We start from the raw sequence: 18,958 nt of genomic DNA, 5'->3' as shown, positions 1-18,958 counted from the left end.
GTTTAGGAGAGGTGCCAGAGTGGTAATGGAGCAGATTGCTAATCTGTCGACGGGTAACTGTCGCCAGGGTTCGAGTCCCTGTCTCTCCGCAAATTAAATATTTCTTTTAAGAATACCGGTTAAAGAAATATAACATACACCTCGGGGTGTAGCGTAGCCCGGTTATCGCGCCTGCTTTGGGAGCAGGAGGTCGCAGGTTCGAATCCTGCCACCCCGACTAGATCAGAGATCAATAAGTAATAAAACCTTGGTAATTTTATGATTATCAAGGTTTTGACGTTTTTAGGGGTTCATATTATTTGAATTCATTTAAATAAAAATGTGACCTATTCGGTTACCTCTTTTAAAAACGTACAAAAAGGTAACCGAGCAATTTGATTTGGCTTTTGTTTCTAATGTTCAATTTTAAAAACAAAAGTGTATGAAAACCACACAAACTTTCAGTGTTCTGTTTTGGCTGAAGCAATCCAGTATCAAAAACGGGAAAGCACCCCTTTATGCTCGTATTACCGTAAATGGCAAACGAGCCGAACTGTCCTTAAAACGAAAAGTCCTTATTTCGGAATGGGATTCTAATAAAAGCCGATTAAAAGGCTTAGGTGATGAACCTAAATTAATCAATGAATTTTTAAAGCAGGTTAATGTCGATCTCTTCGAGATCTATCAAAATTTAAAAAGAGAAGGTAAACTCATTAGTTCTAGTATCATTAAATCACAATACTTGGGGGAAAATGATTCTCGTCAGGCACTAACGGATATTATTGATTATCATAAGATCCATATGAAGTCCACTTTAAGATGGGGAACCCAAAAGAACTACTTCACAACCCACAAATACATCTTTAAGTTCTTAAAGTTGAAGTATGCTATAACTGATATGTATCTATCTGAGTTAAATTATCAGTTTATAATCGATTTTGAGCGGTTTTTAAAGGTTCAGGAGAATATGAGCAACAATACTGTTATGAAACATATCGAACGCTTGAGAAAACTCGTAAGTTTAGCCTTTAAAATGGAATGGATTGATAAAGATCCTTTTATAAAGTTTGAAGCCAAATATGATAAAAAGGAGCGTTGCTTTTTAACAGCCGAAGAATTGGAAGCTATAGAAAATAAGTCTTTTGATATAACCAGACTTCAGCAGATAAAGGATTTATTTGTGTTCGCCTGCTATACAGGTTTGTCCTATGGAGATGTGATGCAATTAACGCCTAACGATTTGTGTTTAGGGATTGATGGCAAGCTTTGGATTCATTCGAAAAGAGAGAAAACGAATGTTCCTATTAAAATACCTTTACTACAAAAGGCTTTAGAACTTATAGAAAAATATGAAACTTATCCTGAATCTGTCTCAAACCAAACAATTTTTCCAGGTATATCCAATCAGAAATTGAATTCTTATTTAAAAGAGATTGCCGATGTATGTCGAATCAAGAAGAATTTAACCTTTCATGTGGCCAGACATACCTTTGCCACAACGGTAACGCTTTCAAACGGTGTGCCGATTGAAACGGTGTCAAAATTATTAGGTCACACAAAATTATCAACGACTCAGATTTATGCAAGAGTAGTGGAGAGTAAGATTAGTGAAGATATGGGAAGTCTACATCAAAAGCTGGAAAAGCGAACAGCTGAGATTTAGAAATTGCCTCAAACAATATTTTTTTAGCCTTAGAATGAATTTCCTTTCAATGCGCTTCTCGAAAGGTCACGGGAGTGTATTGAAAGGAAATTTTGTTTATATAAAATTCATCTCTATAAATTAAAAAAAAGCATGCTTATGAAAATAAAGAAGAGTTATTAATCAATACATAAATAAGCTCATAAAACTCATTTTTTAGTAAAAAATTCGTTGATTTTACTGGGCTGAGCGCATTTTTTACGAAAAAATGAGAGACTATAAAACAAAGCAAATTTTAAAATCTTAGTATTTATAGGGCTTCTGAGAGGAATGAAAACCGTAACATCGCTTTAGCGTGTTACCCTCTTGCTTTACAAACAAATTAACATAGTACATAGGATTGTAGGAACAATTGTAAGTTATTTTTTAAATACAATATCAGGGTCGACCAATTCATTGAGGTGTTTTATGTATTTTGAATTTAAATGTTTGATGCCCATTTTATAAGAGGCGTTAGTCCAACCAAAACCTCCATCTGGTATGTATTTAAAGTTTGTGCCGACATTACCATATTCTACATTAACTTTATGAGTGCAGGTGTTTACATTAAATTTTTCAGGTATAAGTCCATTATATTCAACAGCCGTTTTTACTATAAGCCATAACCATCTGTAAATTAATTCTTGACTTTCATTGATAAAACCATAGTTATTTAAACCCTCCCATATTAACATTTGATGTGGAGCCCATCCGTAAGGATAGTCCCATTGGCGATTGGGCATATTTTTTGAAAGGTTTTTGATTAATCCGGTTGAGGCTATTCCTCCTTTATAAGTAAAGGTTGCAAGCTGTCCTTTAACAAGGTCTTTGGCCTGTTGGGTTGAGCAAAGTTGGCTCCATAAGGGGTAAAGGTTTGTTGCAGAATTAAAAGGTTGTTGTCTTTTGTTTTTATAATTATAATCGTAAAAGCATTTATTTTTGTCATTCCACATAAAATGTATCATTAAAGCTTTACGATTATTAGCCTTTTCAAACCAATCTTTTGAACTGTATATTTTTCCATTGTATGAAAAAGCATCATTAAAATAAGTTTTAATGAAATAGGCAATATCATTTTCGTATTTAAACAATAAGCTATTTAAGTCAACTGTATTAAGGTCTGCCGAACAATTGTCTAATCTAGTTGTTGTATCATGGCCGCTTTCACGCATACTTCGATCGTGAATAAAATACATGTCTAAATCCTGATCAATAACTTTTCCGGTTTTGTATTGCTTTTTAAATTCAGTTAAAGATAGTCTGTGTTTTTTTGCAAAAATTTTATAAATAGCATCAAAATGACCTTGTTCAGTTTCACTTGGAGCTCCTGTGCCTTCTCCGAAATATCGGTTTAATCCGTTAGGTGTTAATCTTATGCCTTCGGTCATCCAAACATTAAAATATTCGATAAGCGAAGTGTTTATTTTTTGTGTAAGCCAATTTATAGTTATGCGATTTTTGTAAGTTTCATAAAACGTTTTAAGAAAAGAAGTGAAAAATGGAGGTTGAGATCTGGATAAATAATAACTTCTGTTGGCATTTAATATTTTACCATAATGAATAATTTGATATTCTAAATTATCAATCATGGCTTGGGCTAGCTCAAACTTATCATCTATAATAAGACCTAATCCTATAAAATAGCTATCCCAGCCGTACATTTCATTGAATCGTCCACCTGGCACAACAAAGGGGATACTAAGCCCTTTTTCACGTGAATAAGCTAAAGATAAAATACCAGGTTTTTTGTTTAAAGCTGTAATTAATTCTTTTGATATGTTTTCTGGGATAGTTTCAATTTTAACATTTTTAAATTCAGTAGCATTTTTTTTATGAAATTCGAAGGCGTCTTTATCTGTTTCTGGAACATAAAGCCTTAAAAATTCTCCCTTCATTTTTTCATCTTCAAGTATCTTTAACAGGTTGCCCTTATCGAAGTTTCGTGTTAGTTTATCCCAATAAAAGTCCTTAATTATCCGAGATAATCTTGACACTGGTTCTTCTTTAACATGTTTTATCTCTATAATTCCTGTTTCACTTTTTAAAAGGGCTGCTTCCTGAAGTAGATTAGATAAGTGATATGTACCTTTAATGATAATATCATTTCCCTTATCTGTTTGAATTTTAAACGATTTTTTGCCATTATCATCAACTGTTATGGTATAGCTACCTGTAGTATCTTCCTGTTTTAATAGCTGATCAATAAGCTTTGTTTTGTTAACAAATAACTTCATGTTTTCTAATAGTTTTATTTAGCATTATAAGGGAGATAATAAGGATGGTCATAGGAATTAGCATAAAGTAAAAGGCCTTGTGTCCTCCAATATGCTCGAATAAGTACCCAATAATTCTGGAGCCAAAAGTTCCTCCTAGCGCAGAAAAAATAACAATTAGTCCAGTCATTGCACTATGTAATTGTTTGGGTAAAGCAGAAAGCACAACGGAATTAATTAAAGGGTATATAGGGGCTATAAATAGACCTATTATTGGAAAAATAAAGCCAGTAAAAGTAATTTTTGTAACACTGGTTATTTCGGTTGTTTTTAATTCAAATATATTAGGTAAGATAGCGACAACTATAATCATTGAAATGATTATACATATTGTGGTAATGACTAACCAGGATATTCTTTTTACTATCATTCCAGCTAGTAATCTTCCAACAGCTAAGGATATAGCAAGGATACTGGCCATTTGTACACTTAGTGAATCGCTTAAGGATAAAACTTTTTTGTTAAATGTAGGTAACCAGGTCATAATTCCTTGTTCTACCATAACAAATAGAAATGCGCTGAGAACAAAAAAGATAACCAAAGGAGAAATAATAAGTTTAATCATACCCATAAAATCTTGAGTAATGGTTTTATTCGATATTTCAGGTTTTACATTAATTTTAGAAAATAACAGAATGAAGAATGATAATGCGATTAATCCAGCTAAAAACAGGTAAACATTCAACCATGCATTCGGGTTTTTATTGTCGAAAAATGCAGGAAAAATGAAATAAGCAGATGCAATACCAATCATAAAAAAACCCTCTATAATACTCATAAAACTACTATGTTCTTTAGTAGATTTGGTTAGTAAGCCTATCATTGAATACACAGATACTTTAATTAAGGCAAAGGCTATTCCTATGGTTAAGAATAGCACTTTTGTAGAAGCAAAAGAGTTACCATAATACATGTAAAAACAACCAAAAAAAACCAATAATAAAGCGAAAAGCATACTTTTTTTGTATCCTATTTTAGGTAAGAATGAAGCCACCAAGAAAGAAACAATTGCAATAGGAAGGTCTTTAAAAGCCTCTAAAGCACTGGCACGGGTTTCTAAGACTTCATAATTATCAATCGCTTGTTTAATTACAATTCCTACACTATTTAATAGAATTGCGAAGACAAAATAATTAATGAATAAGGCAACTTTAATTCCTAAATTCTTCATTTTTAATTAGTTTTTAAAAACACCGCCCGAAGTTTAATGTCAAGCGGTGTTTAACACAAACAACTTAAATAATCCCAATTAGATTATTAATAAAATTTTATAGATGTATTTAATCTATTTTATTCATTTGAATTGAATGTAATGAATATAAACCCGAAACTAAAATTTGCTATTAATCCTAAAATTAGATTTTGCCGACTTTGAAAAGCCAAAAAAGGCCATTCCAATTGTTTAATATCTTATTAGAAGCAAATACTTGCTTTAAATTTTATAAGGTATTTAGTTCAGTTACTCAAATGTAGTTATCAGAATAAATTAATTAGAAAAAAAATCATCGAAAACATTTTCGTTTTTACCGAAAACGTTTTCGATTTGTTTTTTGTTTTCATATCTTGAAATGATTCAATTACTTTACAAGGTAGTTGATTTTAAACCAGCTAAAAGACCAACCTAAACTAAAAGATATGAAAACTGTAACCTTGAAGCAAATTGCCGAAAAGTTAAATATTTCGGTTACGACCGTTTCAAAAGCATTAAAAGATTACCCAGACGTTAGCAAAACTACAAGACAACGTGTTTTAGATTTGGCTCAGTCACTGGATTATACCCCTAACTCCTTTGCAGTCAGTTTAAGAATGCAGCAATCTAAAACAATTGGTGTTATTATACCAGATACGGTTCATCACTTTTTTTCAAATGTTATAAAGGGCATATTAAAAGAAGCAGAAAAGAATGATTATATGGTTATTCTTATGCAGTCTAACGAAAGTTTTGAACTAGAAAAGAAGCAAATTGATTTGCTATTGAGTAAGGGGGTAGATGGTATTTTGGTGTCCTTGTCAAATAATACCAAGAAGTTTGATCATTTACAGAAAGTAATTAATTATGGTGTACCACTTGTTCTGTTTGACAAGATTTCTAAAACACTAAAATGTAGCAAGGTGTTTATCGATGATAGGAAAGCAGCTTATGATGCTGTGACCTATTTGATTAATAAAGGACATAAACGTATAGCACATTTTAGAGGTGATTTAAATCCTCAAAATTCAATTGATCGTTTTTTAGGATATAAACAAGCTTTACTGGATAACAATATTTCTTTTGATCCAACTTTAGTTTATATGTGTAATAATAATGCTGATTTTGATGACGGATATAAAAATGCAGAAATGCTATTAAAAGATCATGGAAATACGGTTGATGCTATTTTTACCATTACCGATTTAATTGCTATTGGTATTATGAAATACTTTGATGATCATGGTATTCGGGTACCTGAAGATATTGCATTGTTTGGTTTTAGTAATTGGTTTATGTCATCTGTTATAAGTCCCGGACTTTCAACTGTAGAACAGCATGCTTTTCAAATAGGAGAGGAATCTGCTCATATTTTGTTTTATGAAATAAAGAGTAAAATGAATGATACTCCTATAGAACACCAGACAGTTGTTATTCCAACAGAAATGATTTTTCGAGAATCGAGTTAACACAAGTTTACTTGCATTTAGTATGGTTTTTTATTAAAGTGTCCAAGACTATTTCTCCAGAATTACAAAGACTAAGTTTCTTTTCTTTACTTAGTTGAACCGCCAAGTCTTGCCATTCTTTAAAATAACCAAGTTTCGCAGTTTTAAACCCTAACTCTTCAAATAATTCAGCATTTATCATTGTATATAATTTTAATAATAGTGCATATTATATATTGTTACACCTGATTATCATAGATGTAATCTTGCTTTATTGTATAGCCTAATTGACTTAACAATTCAAAAATTATAAATGCTTAAATAATTTAATGGAAATTATTTATCGAAAACGTTTTTGTTATTATCGAAAACGTTTTCGAAATAAAAAAGCAGAAGTTTTATGAACATATGTAATAATATTATAAAACCAAACTAAATAAGAACCTGTTTTGAAAGGTCAAAATAGTTTTGAAAATTATAATGTTTAATACTTAGTTAAAAATTATAAATACCAAATAAACTAATTAAAGAGGTCATGAAAAGAATTGATAAGTTTAAAATACGTAAAGAGGCTTATTCTTTATTAAAAGGGAAAGTTAATTATCAGGTTTGTCAAGGAATTTATTATCTACAGGATTTTAAAGGTCTTACCGATTTAACTAAGTGTAATAACTTGGATCCGGTAATAGAGTTTCTTTCCCAAATAAAGCCAAATCACAAATTTTCAATTTCAAAGGGAACATCTTTAAAAGGATTCCATTCTATAATGGATTTAAGAATGCACTTAAATTAGTGTGTGAAATAAGCTTAAACAACTTGTAAACTAACTTTTTAATTAATAATGATTATGATGAGCAAATATGTATTAGTTCTACTTTTGGCTGTTTCGTTTATACTACCAGCACAAGAAAGAGATTATTATCACGAAGAAATCCCTGAGGCCTTTAAAGAGCGCATAGCCTGGTTTAAGGAAGCTAAATTTGGGATGTTTATTCATTTTGGTCTTTATAGTCAGTTAGGTGGTGAATGGAAAGGAAAAGATATTTGGGGCGATGCAGAATGGATACAGGCTCATGCTGATATTCCAGCTCAGGAATACGCTATGCTTACTCATACGTTTAATCCGAAAAATTTTAGTGCAGATGAAATTGCAAAGCTTGCCAAAGACTCTGGTATGAAGTATTTGGTTGTTACTAGTAAGCATCATGAAGGTTTTGCTTTATACGATAGTAAGTATACCAATTTTGATGTTGCAAATACTCCTTTCAAAGGGAGAGATATATTAAAGGAATTGAAAGAAGCCTGTGATAAGAATGGTATTAAATTCGGTACCTATTACAGTATATTGGATTGGCACCATATAAGCCAAGAAAGAAATATTGACGGCGATAGTGTTCAGCAACGTTGGAAATTCACCAGAATGAAGCTTGGTAAGGCTAAAGATTATGAAACTTTTGTAAGAAATCAGATTAAAGAATTAATTGATAATTATGATACAGACATTATCTGGTTTGATGGAGAATGGTGCGATTGGTGGACAGATGAAATGGGGCTTGATTTATACAATTATATACGCAGTTTAAAACCAAGTATTCTTGTTAACAATCGATTTGGTACTCGTGAAAAATTCGAAAAGGATTTTGGAACACCGGAAGATGAAACACCTGAAGATCTTTTAAGTTATAACTGGGAATCTTGCTATACTTTAAATACGTCTTGGGGATTCAAGAAGAATGACCATGAATGGAAATCTGCTGAAACAGTATATAAAATGTTACATGAAATAAATGATAAAGGAGGAAACTTTCTTTTAAATATAGGCCCTGATGGTAATGGAGATGTGCCAAAAGAAAGTGTAGATATATTGTTGGAGGTCGGTAAAATGTTAGAGAAGAAGTAATTCTTTTATTCAGCTAGTTTGAAAATAATTTTAATGAAAATATTAAGACACATATTATTTGTTAGTGCTTTGATCTTAGGATTAAGTAGTTGTAAAAATGAGCAAAACGAGTTTGTTTTAGAAAACGATTTTTTAAGCAGAACTATTACGGTACAAGATAATCACCTGAAAACGGTAAAGATTGAAAATAAGGTGAATGGAAAAATTCTTAATCCAACAAATGATAAAGAATTTAGTCTTAGAATATCAAAAGGGACAGACAAGATTGAAGGCGATAAGATGTTAACCTCAAAAGATTTTAAGGTTGTAAGTATCAGTGAGTCAAAAAATACTAAAAGTCAAAATGTGACTGTTCATTTAGTTAACCAAGAAAATCTATTGCAGCTAACCGTCAATTATGAATTGAGGAATGACAAAGATTATATACATAAATATTTAACGATTATTTCTCAAAATCAGATAACGCTAGAGCGTATCGATGTTGAAGCCTTAGATGCAAAAGGCGCATATCAGCCTTATAAACTAAAAGAAATTACCACAAGAGTAGCGGCAGGATGGAAACCAGGGTTAGGGCAACCTTTATACGATTCAGAAACGGCAACATTTTGGGGTGTTGAATTTCCAGCCGCTACAAATGCGGTCGTAGGTAATGAGTTGCATTGTGGTTATTTATGGGGTAATACCTTAAAAAAGGGAGAAGAGTATACATCTTACAAGTCGGTTATTGGCGTTTCCGATGATTATCAATACATAGACGAAGCGTTCTATGAGTATATAGATGATATAAGAATTCGCCCGCTACGCTTGCAAATACAGTACAATTCATGGTTTGACTTTTATACCAATGTCAATAAAGAGAATTTTAAAACAAGTGTATTAAAAGTTAATGATGAGTTAGTAAATAAGCGTGATGTAAATCCACTAAAAGCTTATGTAATTGATGATGGTTGGCAAGATAGTCGTCGTCCGGAATCAGATTGGTCAGATAAGGTTTGGAAGATAAACGATAAGTTCTCTTCTAATTTAGTAGATACATACAGAGTTGTTGATTCTCTTGATGCAATGCTTGGTGTTTGGTTAAGTCCAGCCAGTATTTTAGGAGCATTACCCATGGTTGAAAAAATGGGTGATCAGGGGCTGGAAAAACTAGGGAGATCGATGTCTATGACCGGGCCTAAGTATATGCAGATGTTAGAGGATAGAATTCTTGAACTTGAAAAAGGAGGTGTAAGTTATTTTAAATTCGATGGCCTTTTTGGACATTTAAATATTCGCGATTTTGAATTGAAAGGACGTGGAACGCCGAGTATGCCGCAATTAGGTGTTGAAAATTTAGTAGAGAATGACAGTGTTTTAAGTGACCATAAATATGATGAATTGAAAACTTACTATCTGGTAAACGGCACAGAGCGTTTAATGGCCATATTTAAAAAAATGCACAAAGTTAACCCAGATGTGTTTGTTGCCATTACCAATGGAGCATATTTAAGTCCTTGGTGGTTACAATATATCGATGTTGTTTGGATGATTAATGCTGGTGATGCTGCAGAAGGAGGTACTAGAACTGACGAACTGGTTTACAGAGATGGTGTTTATTATGAAATATGGAATGAGGAAAATACAAAATTCCCGATGAGTTCTTTATTTAATCATGAGCCGAAGAAAGTAAAAACAGGTGAAGATCAAAGTATCTTTAAAGACTATTTGCTTATGAATATATCTAGAGGTACTGGGTTTATAGAGCTGTACTTAAAAACCGACGTATTATCAGATTCAGACTGGGATGTTGTTGCCGAAGGTTTAAAATGGAGTGAAGAGGTATTCCCTGTTTTCAAAAATGTAAAAATGCACGGAGGTAATCCTAAAAAATTGGACGTGTATGGGTATGCTGCCTGGAACGAAAATCAGGGGTATATCTCTATTCATAATCCATCAAATGAAAAAAGGGCTTATGCAATTAAGTTGGATAGAGTAATTGGCCTAAAGAGTGAAAAAGGTATCTATACATTAACCTCTCCAGTTGGAGAAGATACTTTAGATCTAAAGAACTTATATAATTATGGAGATAGCTTAAAATTGGAGTTAGAGCCTAAAGAGATACGTATTCTAAATTTTAATAAATAAACTATAACTAAACAAATGAAAAACGGCCTATGAAAAACTAAAATAAAAAAAACTAACCAAACACGTAATAAAAAAAAGTCGGGGACTGCTCCAACATAACCCCGACAATTTTGAGTTACATAATTTTTTTAAAAAAAATATTAACTAATGATTACAAACATATGAAAAAATTGACACATAAGAGGTTGTGTTTTTTCAACCTTGGAGTTTCTAATTATAAGGTGAAGTTTGCAGCCGTGTTTCTATCGGCGTATTGCTTAAACCTTAATGCTGTTACACTTTCAGAAAATTCAAATAATCACACTGTCACTAAAGTTGTATCAGATAAACAAATCAAAACTCCAACACAGTCTCAGGTAATAGGAACGGTAACAGATGAAAATGGTGTACCTCTTCCGGGAACAAATGTTCTGGAAAAAGGTACAACTAATGGCGCACAAACCGATTTTGATGGGAATTTCTCGTTGGAGGTTGGAAAAAATGCTGTTTTAGTGGTTTCTTATTTAGGGTATATAACAAAGGAAGTACCTGTAAATGGACAATCTAAAATGACCATTGTATTAAAAGAGGATGTATCTTCTTTAGATGAGGTAGTGGTGATTGGATACGGTACAAAATCAAAAAGAGACATTACCGGAGCCATTGCATCGGTAGGAGGTGATGAACTTAAAGAACAAAGTGTTGCAAGTTTCGATCAGGCATTATCGGGTAGAGCCGCTGGAGTTCAGGTGGTACAAAACTCTGGAGCTCCAGGTGGAGGTGTTTCCATCAGGATTAGAGGGGTTGGTACTCCTGGAAATAGTGAGCCATTATATGTAATTGATGGTGTTCCAGTATTTAACGATAATAATGGCCGTGGTATTAGTGCAGGACAAAGTGGTAATGTATTGTCAACTATTAACCCTAATGATATTGAATCTATCGATATTTTGAAAGATGCGTCCTCTGCTGCAATATATGGTTCGAGAGCAGCGAATGGGGTGGTTTTAATTACTACAAAACGAGGTAAATCTGGTCGAACAAAAGTGAATATAGATGTTTATGGAGGTATTCAAACACCAGCACGTAGTGTTGATGTTCTTGATGGACCTGCATATGCACAATTTATAAATGAACTTGAAGGTACGGTACCTGTAAATCCAGCTGATACTAATTGGTTCGATGAAATTTATGGTTCAGCTCCTATTAGAAATGCACAAGTGTCTATTTCTGGTGGTAACGAAAAATCGACTTATGCTTTGAGTTTTGGTAATTTTAAGCAAGATGGTATTGTTAAAAATAGTGATTTCGAAAGATGGTCGGTAAGAATGAATAGTGACCATAAACTAGGAGAAAACAATAAAATAAGAGTAGGAAATAGTTTTACAGCGAGTAGAACGTTTGAGAATGGTACTTTAACGGATGACCCGAACAGAGGGGTTACTTCGTTAGCTCTTGTTTTTCCTTCAGTTATACCTGTTTACGACGAAAATGGAGACTATGCAGGGCCACCAAGCGTTGGAATCACTTTTCCTAGGTTAAACCCTATGGCAATTGCTGATAAGATTATTTTTGAAAATCAAAAGGTAAGAATGTTAGGAAATGTTTACGGAGAGTATGATATTTTAAATGGACTGACTTATCGTTTAAATTTGGGTGCTGACTTTTTATATGGTGGATCGAATAATTTTAACCCTGGTGTTGCGGTACCCGGAGGACCCCCATTACCACAACTATCGCAAAGATTCGATAGTAATGAACTTATTTTCTTAGTAGAAAACACATTAACATATAATAAAACCTTTAACGATGCTCACAACTTAAATGTTTTAGCGGGTTTTACAAGACAGCATTCGCAGTACGAATCACATTTAGGTAGTAGAGATGGTTATATAACAGATAATCTTTATTATTTATCGGCTGGTACTTCAAATCCTAATGCCTTAGGTAACGGGTTTGAGTGGGGTTTACAGTCTTATTTAGGACGTTTGTCCTACGATTATATGGGGAAATATTTATTCTCTGCTAGTGTAAGACGTGATGGGTCTTCTAGATTTGGCCCAGGTAGAAAATATGGAACGTTCCCTTCTGTTTCTGCAGGTTGGAGGATTTCAGATGAAGCATTTTTTGAGCCTCTAACAAATGTAATTAATGACCTTAAATTCAAAGCCAGTTGGGGTAAATTAGGAAATCAGGAAGTTGATCCTTTCCAGTACTCAAGTATATTAAAAAATACAGCAAGTTACGTATTCGGTGTAGATCAAAGTGCAGTTACGGGAATTTATCCTGGAAACTTGGCTAATCCAGATGTGTCTTGGGAAACAACAGCTCAAACCGACTTTGGTTTCGATGCCACGTTATTTGATTACGCTTTAACTATCGGATTCGATTATTACAAGAGAGAAACTTCAGATATCCTTTTGCCAATTCCGGTGCCATCATCTTTTGGATATGCTAACAATTCGGTTTCAGTAACACCTATTGTTAATGCTGGTACGGTTGTTAATAAAGGTATAGAATTATCTCTAGGTTACCGTCACCAGGGAGATAAGGTACAGTGGGATGTAAATGCCAATTTAACTACTGTTGATAATGAAGTTACTAGTTTAGGTGGAGGTGAACCTATTTTTGGTGGTGATGGAAGCACATTCCAATCCATTACCGAAGTAGGTGGAGAAATTGCTTCTTATTATGGATGGGTGCAAGAAGGTATTTTTCAAACTCAAGCTGAAATTGATAATTCACCTACTCAAGATGGAGCTGTTCCTGGAGATATGAAATTTGCCGATTTAAATAACGATGGTGTAATTAATGAAGGAGATCGTAAAAGATTGGGCAGTAATATTCCAGATTATATTGCAGGTCTTCAAGGAAGTATTACTTATAAAAATTTTGATTTTAGTGTCTCTTTTCAAGGTGTCTTCGGCAACGAAGTTTATAATAATTTAAACGCTTTGGCTTCTAATTTCTCAAGTTCAGCTAATAAATACACAGTATTATATAATAGCAGATGGACGGGACCAGGTACAAGTAATTCCGTACCAAGAGTTGGTCAAGATAACAATAACAACTATAGAGTGTCAAGCTATAGTGTTTGGGATGGTTCTTTTGTAAGATTAAAAACAATGCAAATTGGTTATACTTTACCGGAAGATATATTCAATTTCATTGGAGCTACTAAAGTTAAGGTATATGCTTCAGGGCAAAACTTATTTACTATTGATAAATATGATATTGGTTTAGATCCAGAGGTTGGTTCTCCTGATCAAAATGCATTGTTTTCAGGGGTAGATAATGGAGGGTATCCTCAAGCAAAGACGTTCATTTTAGGTTTAAATATTTCATTTTAAAAAAATACTATGAGAACAAAAGTTAAAATAATATTATCAATTATGTCGCTCATAATTATAAGTTGTGACAACATTCTAGACCTAGATCCTCAGGATACTTTAACCGAGGATGTTTTTTACCAAACCGCAGAGGATGCCGTGATTGCAGTTAATGCAGCTTATGATCCATTTCAGAATTTATTCTATTATGGTTTTGCCTATCCAATTCTTGGAAATCTTGCTGGAGGTGATGCCATTAAAGGTGGTTTTGGTTCTGGAGATCAAGCAGCTATGTTGCAATTTCAGGATTTTACATCTGATGCGTCTAATGGTAGATTAAATGATTATTGGAAAGCGATTTGGCCTGGTGTTTTAAGAGCTAATGTGGTTTTGACAAAGGTACCAGATATTGATATGGATGAAGCCTTGAAAAATAGAGTTCTAGGTGAAGCTAAATTTATTCGAGCCTTAAATTACTATAATTTAACGATGACATGGGGTGGTTTACCAATTTATGATTTTGTGCCAACTGCAACAACCGAATCATTACCTAGATCATCGAGAGCAGATGTATTAAAATTCATAGAGGAAGATTTATTAGATGCAATTAATTTGTTGCCAAATGCTTCAGATTACGCGCCTGCCGATGTAGGTAGAGCTTCCAAAGGTTCTGCCCAGGGGTTATTGGCTAGATTATATGCGAATTCAGGTCGCTGGGGAGAAGCTAGTAAAATTGTAGATGATATCATGGCGAGCCCTGCTAGTTACGCGTTAGTGCCAGATTATGCTAATAACTTTAATGGCGAAGGCGATAATAACATTGAGACATTATTTGAAATTCAATATAATACAGGTTCTAGTCCGGATCAATGGTCTGATAACGGACAATGGAATGGTAACCAGATAGCAGATACTTGGGGACCTATAGGAACTGCCGAAGATGCTATTTTTGGTTGGGGATTCTCAGCACCTTCTGAAGATTTAGTGAATTCATATGAAGCTGGAGATTTAAGGTTGCCGGCAACTATATTACAGCCAGGAGATGAATTTTTGGGAGATATCTTCGATCCTGAAAATTCTGGACATTATGCTAATACAGGAAGTATGTATGGTAACGTAAAATATATTAACCCAGGTGCTTCAGGAGCTGGTTCTTTAGATAGTCCGGTTAATTTTAAAATTATCCGTTTTGCCGAAATGTTGTTAGTTAAAGCAGAGGCACTTAATGAAGGCGCTAACGATCAACAAAATGCGGTAGTGTATTTAGATATGGTTCGTGAAAGAGCTGGATTGGCAGATATCCAAACAACTTTAGGTTACTTACCAGGTCAATCTGAATTAAGAGAACTAATCTACAAAGAAATGAGGATTGAATTGGCTCTTGAAGCTACATCTTACTTCAATTTTGTTAGTAGAGATTTAGGTTCTCAAATGTATGGGGCTAGAGGTTTCAAAGTAGGACAAGATGAGTTATTTCCAATTCCTCAAGGAGCCCTTGATATTAATGGTTGGAATCCAAATCCAGGTTATTAATTAGTAAAATATATAGATTGTTAAACAGTAGAATTATAATCAGTAAAATATGTTTTTAAAACCATAAAAATAAGTACCTGTTCAAATCTAAATTTGAACAGGTACTTTCAAACCATAAAAACTAAATAAGATGCTTGTTTCTTCCCTAACAACCATAATTAAAAGAAAAAAAAACAATAGAATTGTAATATTACTAGGTCTGATTTTTTTGTGGTCCTGTAATAGACACTCTAATAAGATGTTACCCTCGTGGGATAAAACCGACGATATTTTTGTTCAAGTAAATTCAGATTCTTCAAATGTTAAGTTCGCAAACGTACTTACCGAAACTAAAACCTTCAATTACTATACCTTTCCGTATATGTACTTTGGTGGGGGAGTGGCCACTGGAGATATAAATAATGACGGACTTCCTGACCTATATTTTACTGGAAATATGGTGAAAAATGCCTTGTACTTAAATCAAGGTAGTTTACAGTTTGAAGATATTAGTGAAAGCTCTGGTACGATTGGAACTAAAGGCAAATGGGCGAACGGTGTTACCATGGCCGATGTTAACAATGACGGACTTTTAGATATTTATGTGTGTTATTCTGGTCCTGGACAAAGCAGAGAAAACGAACTCTTCATTAATAAAGGCAATAATACATTTAGAGAAAGTGCCAAAAATTATAATATAGCAGATAACGGGCATTCTGTTCAAGCTGCTTTCTTCGATTACGATAACGATGGTGATCTTGATTTATATGTGGCAAACTATCCGCCTACACCATTTCAAATTGGTAATGACTATTATGCCGATAAAAAAAATAATCCTTCCTTAGAAGATTCAGATAAATTATTTAGAAATGACGGGAATAATAAATTTACAGATGTTACTGAAATTTCTGGAATACTAAATTTCGGTCTTTCATTAGGTCTAAGTATAAGTGATATTAATAACGACGGCTGGCCAGATATATATGTCTCGAATGATTTTAACGCGCCTGATTATTTATACATCAATCAAAAGGACGGCTCTTTTAAAAATGAGATAGATGTTATGATGACCCATACGTCAAATTTTGGTATGGGTACAGATGCAGCCGATTTTAATAACGATGGGCTAATTGATTTAATACAGGTAGATATGGCTTCCAGTCAGAACGATCAGGAAAAAGCAAATATGTCGGCTATGAATACCGAAAAATTTTACGAGGCAGTACGTTTAGGACTGCATCATCAATATATGAAAAATAGTTTGCAGGTAAACACAGGCTCAGGAACCTTTAGTGATGTGGCTTACCTTGCAGGCTTAGCAAAAACAGAATGGAGTTGGGGGCCGTTGTTTTTCGATTTTGATAACGATGGATGGAAAGATATTTTTATAACTAACGGTATACGAAGAAATGTTAACGACAACGATGCTATTATTTATTTAAAATTAAAACAGGCTTACAATAAACTTACCCAAAATGATATTGCAGAAACCTTAAGTAAGTTACCAGTAATACCTGTCGATAATTATTTGTATCATAATTCGAAGTCTTTGAAATTTGATAGAAGTGAAGGGAACTGGGGATTGTCGTTTAAAGGTTTTAGTAATGGAGCAAGTTATGCCGATTTAGACAACGATGGAGATTTAGACATGATTGTTAATAATCTTGATGCCACTTCTTCAATCTTTGAAAATAAATCGAATCAATATTCAAATACGAACTACTTAACGGTTAGTTTAAAAGCTAAAAAAGATAATTATTTTGGTGTGGGGGCGAAAATTATCGTTGTCACGGGAGAAGATAAGCAAATTCAGGAGTTGTTTTTAACGAGAGGTTTTGAATCTTCTACCGAACCAAGGGTTCATTTTGGATTAGGAGATGTACAAAAAGTAGATACGCTTAAAGTAGTTTGGCCTTCAGGACATCTACAAACTTTTACCAATGTTGACGGGAATCAAATATTAAACATTGTTCAGAACGACAATAACGCATCTAAAAATAATACGTATTCAAAGCAAGATGTATTATTTACGGAAGTTACCGAAAAGCTTAACATAAATTACAAACATCAGGAAAACGAGTATAACGATTTCGATAAAGAAACACTGCTTCCTCATAAAATGTCCACTTTAGGGCCCTTCATTACCGTTGGCGATGTTAATGGCGATGGTTACGACGATTTTTATGTTGGTGGCGCTATGGGACAATCCGGAAAGCTGTTTATTCAAAGTGCCGATGGAACTTTTGTAGATACTTTTCAACAAAGTTTTACAAAGGATAAGGTTTATGAAGACATGGGCGCGTTATTTTTTGATGCTGATGCCGATGGCGATTTAGACTTATATGTGGTTAGCGGAGGTAATGAATTGCCAAAAGGAAATGAGCATTATCAGGATAGACTGTATTTAAATGATGGAAAAGGGGTATTTAATAAAAATATAAATGCCTTACCAAAAATTATAGCAAGTGGCTCTTGTGTAACAGCTTCCGATTTCGATAACGATGGAGATCTTGATCTTTTTGTTGGGGGTAGATTGTCGCCTCAAAATTACCCAAATACAGGAGAATCTTTCATTTTAGAAAATCGAAACGGAACATTTAAAGATATTACCAATAAAGTTGCTCCGGGCCTTAAAAATATTGGAATGGTGACTTCGGCAGAATGGAACGATTTAAATAACGATGGAACAATAGATTTGTTAATTTCTGGCGAATGGATGCCAATAACCGCACTATTGAATAATAACGGAACTTTTGAAATAAACAATTCCAGTAAAGAAATAGGGTGGTGGAACCATGTTACGGTAGCCGATTTAAAGGGAGATGGTTCGAAGCAAATAATTGGTGGTAACCTTGGTTTAAACTATAAATATCAGGCAAGTCACGAATTTCCGTTTGTAATTTATGGTGATGATTTTGATGAAAATGGCTCTTCAGACATTGTTTTAGGATATTACAATCAGGAAACCTTGTATCCAGTTCGCGGAAGATCGTGTTCATCAGATCAGATTCCTTCAATTAAAAAGAAATTTCCAAACTATACAGCATTTTCAAAAGCAACTTTGCAAGACGTTTATGGTAAAAAGGCTTTAGATAGTGCGAAAGTTAGGTATGCAGCTACCAATTTTGCTTCAGGAACTTTTTCTTTCGATAACAATATGGATTTAGCTTTTAAATCTTTCCCAGTTGAAGCACAAGTATCTTCGGTTAACGACATGTTAGTTCAGGATTTTGATGGAGATGGATTTCAAGATATTATCATTGCGGGTAATTTGATGAATTCAGAAGTAGAAACGCCTCGTAATGATGCTGGTTTCGGATTGTTTTTAAAAGGTAAAATCGATGGTTCTTTTCATCCAATGCCTTCATACCGTTCAGGAATATTGTTTTCGGGTCAGATAACAGATTTAGCTCTATTGGAAACTTCCAATGGGAAGGTGGTTTTGGCAGCTGCTAACAACGGAAAATTAAACGCATACCGTATTAATTAATAATACAGAAAGTATGTTTGGATTTATTGCTTTTTTGAACGAAGCAGAAGGTTA

General features: G+C 33.7%; 11 protein-coding genes and 2 tRNA genes. 10 read left to right on the top strand and 3 right to left on the bottom strand.

Going from position 1 to position 18,958, the window contains the following annotated elements:
* Window positions 1–5 precede the first annotated feature (5 nt).
* From R1X58_RS14630 to R1X58_RS14620, 3 genes are all read left to right on the top strand, one after another.
* A tRNA-Ser gene (locus R1X58_RS14630) sits at window positions 6–89 on the top strand.
* A 53-nt stretch (window positions 90–142) separates the two neighbouring features.
* Window positions 143–217: transfer RNA gene (locus tag R1X58_RS14625), tRNA-Pro, on the top strand.
* Window positions 218–421: 204 nt separating this feature from the next.
* Window positions 422–1,642: a site-specific integrase gene (locus R1X58_RS14620; protein ID WP_317292995.1), complete on the top strand. Its 1,221-nt coding sequence runs from the start codon at window positions 422–424 to the stop codon at window positions 1,640–1,642.
* Between the two features lie 398 nt (window positions 1,643–2,040).
* Here the strand turns inward: R1X58_RS14620 and R1X58_RS14615 are convergent, their stop codons facing one another.
* A complete protein-coding gene (locus tag R1X58_RS14615; RefSeq protein WP_240575078.1) occupies window positions 2,041–3,894 on the bottom strand; it encodes an alpha,alpha-trehalase in 1,854 nt (617 codons plus the stop codon).
* Window positions 3,878–5,104 (bottom strand): MFS transporter, encoded by a 1,227-nt coding sequence (locus R1X58_RS14610; protein WP_240575077.1) that lies wholly within the window; start codon window positions 5,102–5,104, stop codon window positions 3,878–3,880. The genes R1X58_RS14615 and R1X58_RS14610 overlap by 17 nt, the downstream gene beginning before the upstream one ends.
* A 464-nt stretch (window positions 5,105–5,568) precedes the next feature.
* On the opposite strand from R1X58_RS14610, the gene R1X58_RS14605 reads away from it, so the two are divergent.
* Window positions 5,569–6,591 (top strand): LacI family DNA-binding transcriptional regulator, encoded by a 1,023-nt coding sequence (locus R1X58_RS14605; RefSeq protein WP_240575076.1) that lies wholly within the window; start codon window positions 5,569–5,571, stop codon window positions 6,589–6,591.
* A 7-nt stretch (window positions 6,592–6,598) separates the two neighbouring features.
* On the opposite strand, the gene R1X58_RS14600 is transcribed toward R1X58_RS14605, so the two are convergent.
* A complete protein-coding gene (locus tag R1X58_RS14600) occupies window positions 6,599–6,772 on the bottom strand; it encodes a hypothetical protein (RefSeq protein WP_240575075.1) in 174 nt (57 codons plus the stop codon).
* Window positions 6,773–7,105: 333 nt separating this feature from the next.
* Here R1X58_RS14600 and R1X58_RS14595 point away from each other — a divergent pair, with 333 nt between their 5' ends.
* The 6 genes from R1X58_RS14595 (at window position 7,106) to R1X58_RS14570 (ending at window position 18,904) form a co-directional block, all read left to right on the top strand.
* Window positions 7,106–7,363, top strand: a complete 258-nt coding sequence (locus R1X58_RS14595; protein WP_240575074.1) for a hypothetical protein — start codon at window positions 7,106–7,108, stop codon at window positions 7,361–7,363.
* Between the two features lie 54 nt (window positions 7,364–7,417).
* A complete protein-coding gene (locus R1X58_RS14590) occupies window positions 7,418–8,470 on the top strand; it encodes an alpha-L-fucosidase (RefSeq protein WP_240575073.1) in 1,053 nt (350 codons plus the stop codon).
* 33 nt (window positions 8,471–8,503) lie between these two features.
* Window positions 8,504–10,594 (top strand): alpha-galactosidase, encoded by a 2,091-nt coding sequence (locus tag R1X58_RS14585; protein ID WP_240575071.1) that lies wholly within the window; start codon window positions 8,504–8,506, stop codon window positions 10,592–10,594.
* 161 nt (window positions 10,595–10,755) lie between these two features.
* Window positions 10,756–13,923, top strand: coding sequence for a SusC/RagA family TonB-linked outer membrane protein (locus R1X58_RS14580; RefSeq protein ID WP_240575069.1), 3,168 nt, complete (start codon window positions 10,756–10,758; stop codon window positions 13,921–13,923).
* A gap of 42 nt (window positions 13,924–13,965) precedes the next feature.
* Window positions 13,966–15,435, top strand: a complete 1,470-nt coding sequence (locus R1X58_RS14575) for a RagB/SusD family nutrient uptake outer membrane protein (RefSeq protein ID WP_240575068.1) — start codon at window positions 13,966–13,968, stop codon at window positions 15,433–15,435.
* Window positions 15,436–15,673: 238 nt separating this feature from the next.
* Window positions 15,674–18,904 carry a VCBS repeat-containing protein gene (locus R1X58_RS14570; RefSeq protein WP_240575067.1) on the top strand — a complete coding sequence of 1,077 codons (3,231 nt, stop codon included), beginning with the start codon at window positions 15,674–15,676 and terminating at the stop codon, window positions 18,902–18,904.
* The last annotated feature ends 54 nt before the right edge of the window (window positions 18,905–18,958 follow it).

It is taken from the genome of Aestuariibaculum lutulentum (assembly GCF_032926325.1).
GTDB lineage: Bacteria > Bacteroidota > Bacteroidia > Flavobacteriales > Flavobacteriaceae > Aestuariibaculum > Aestuariibaculum lutulentum.
The sequence above is the reverse complement of the archived record's forward strand: the minus strand, read 5'-3'. Positions and strand labels throughout refer to the sequence as shown.

Bases quoted from the DNA above. Each gene is read 5' to 3' on its own strand.
- R1X58_RS14620 (WP_317292995.1), top strand. From the start codon at position 422: ATGAAAACCACACAAACTTTCAGTGTTCTGTTTTGGCTGAAGCAATCC.
- R1X58_RS14615 (WP_240575078.1), bottom strand. From the start codon at position 3,894: ATGAAGTTATTTGTTAACAAAACAAAGCTTATTGATCAGCTATTAAAA.
- R1X58_RS14610 (WP_240575077.1), bottom strand. From the start codon at position 5,104: ATGAAGAATTTAGGAATTAAAGTTGCCTTATTCATTAATTATTTTGTC.
- R1X58_RS14605 (WP_240575076.1), top strand. From the start codon at position 5,569: ATGAAAACTGTAACCTTGAAGCAAATTGCCGAAAAGTTAAATATTTCG.
- R1X58_RS14600 (WP_240575075.1), bottom strand. From the start codon at position 6,772: ATGATAAATGCTGAATTATTTGAAGAGTTAGGGTTTAAAACTGCGAAA.
- R1X58_RS14595 (WP_240575074.1), top strand. From the start codon at position 7,106: ATGAAAAGAATTGATAAGTTTAAAATACGTAAAGAGGCTTATTCTTTA.
- R1X58_RS14590 (WP_240575073.1), top strand. From the start codon at position 7,418: ATGATGAGCAAATATGTATTAGTTCTACTTTTGGCTGTTTCGTTTATA.
- R1X58_RS14585 (WP_240575071.1), top strand. From the start codon at position 8,504: ATGAAAATATTAAGACACATATTATTTGTTAGTGCTTTGATCTTAGGA.
- R1X58_RS14580 (WP_240575069.1), top strand. From the start codon at position 10,756: ATGAAAAAATTGACACATAAGAGGTTGTGTTTTTTCAACCTTGGAGTT.
- R1X58_RS14575 (WP_240575068.1), top strand. From the start codon at position 13,966: ATGTCGCTCATAATTATAAGTTGTGACAACATTCTAGACCTAGATCCT.
- R1X58_RS14570 (WP_240575067.1), top strand. From the start codon at position 15,674: ATGTTACCCTCGTGGGATAAAACCGACGATATTTTTGTTCAAGTAAAT.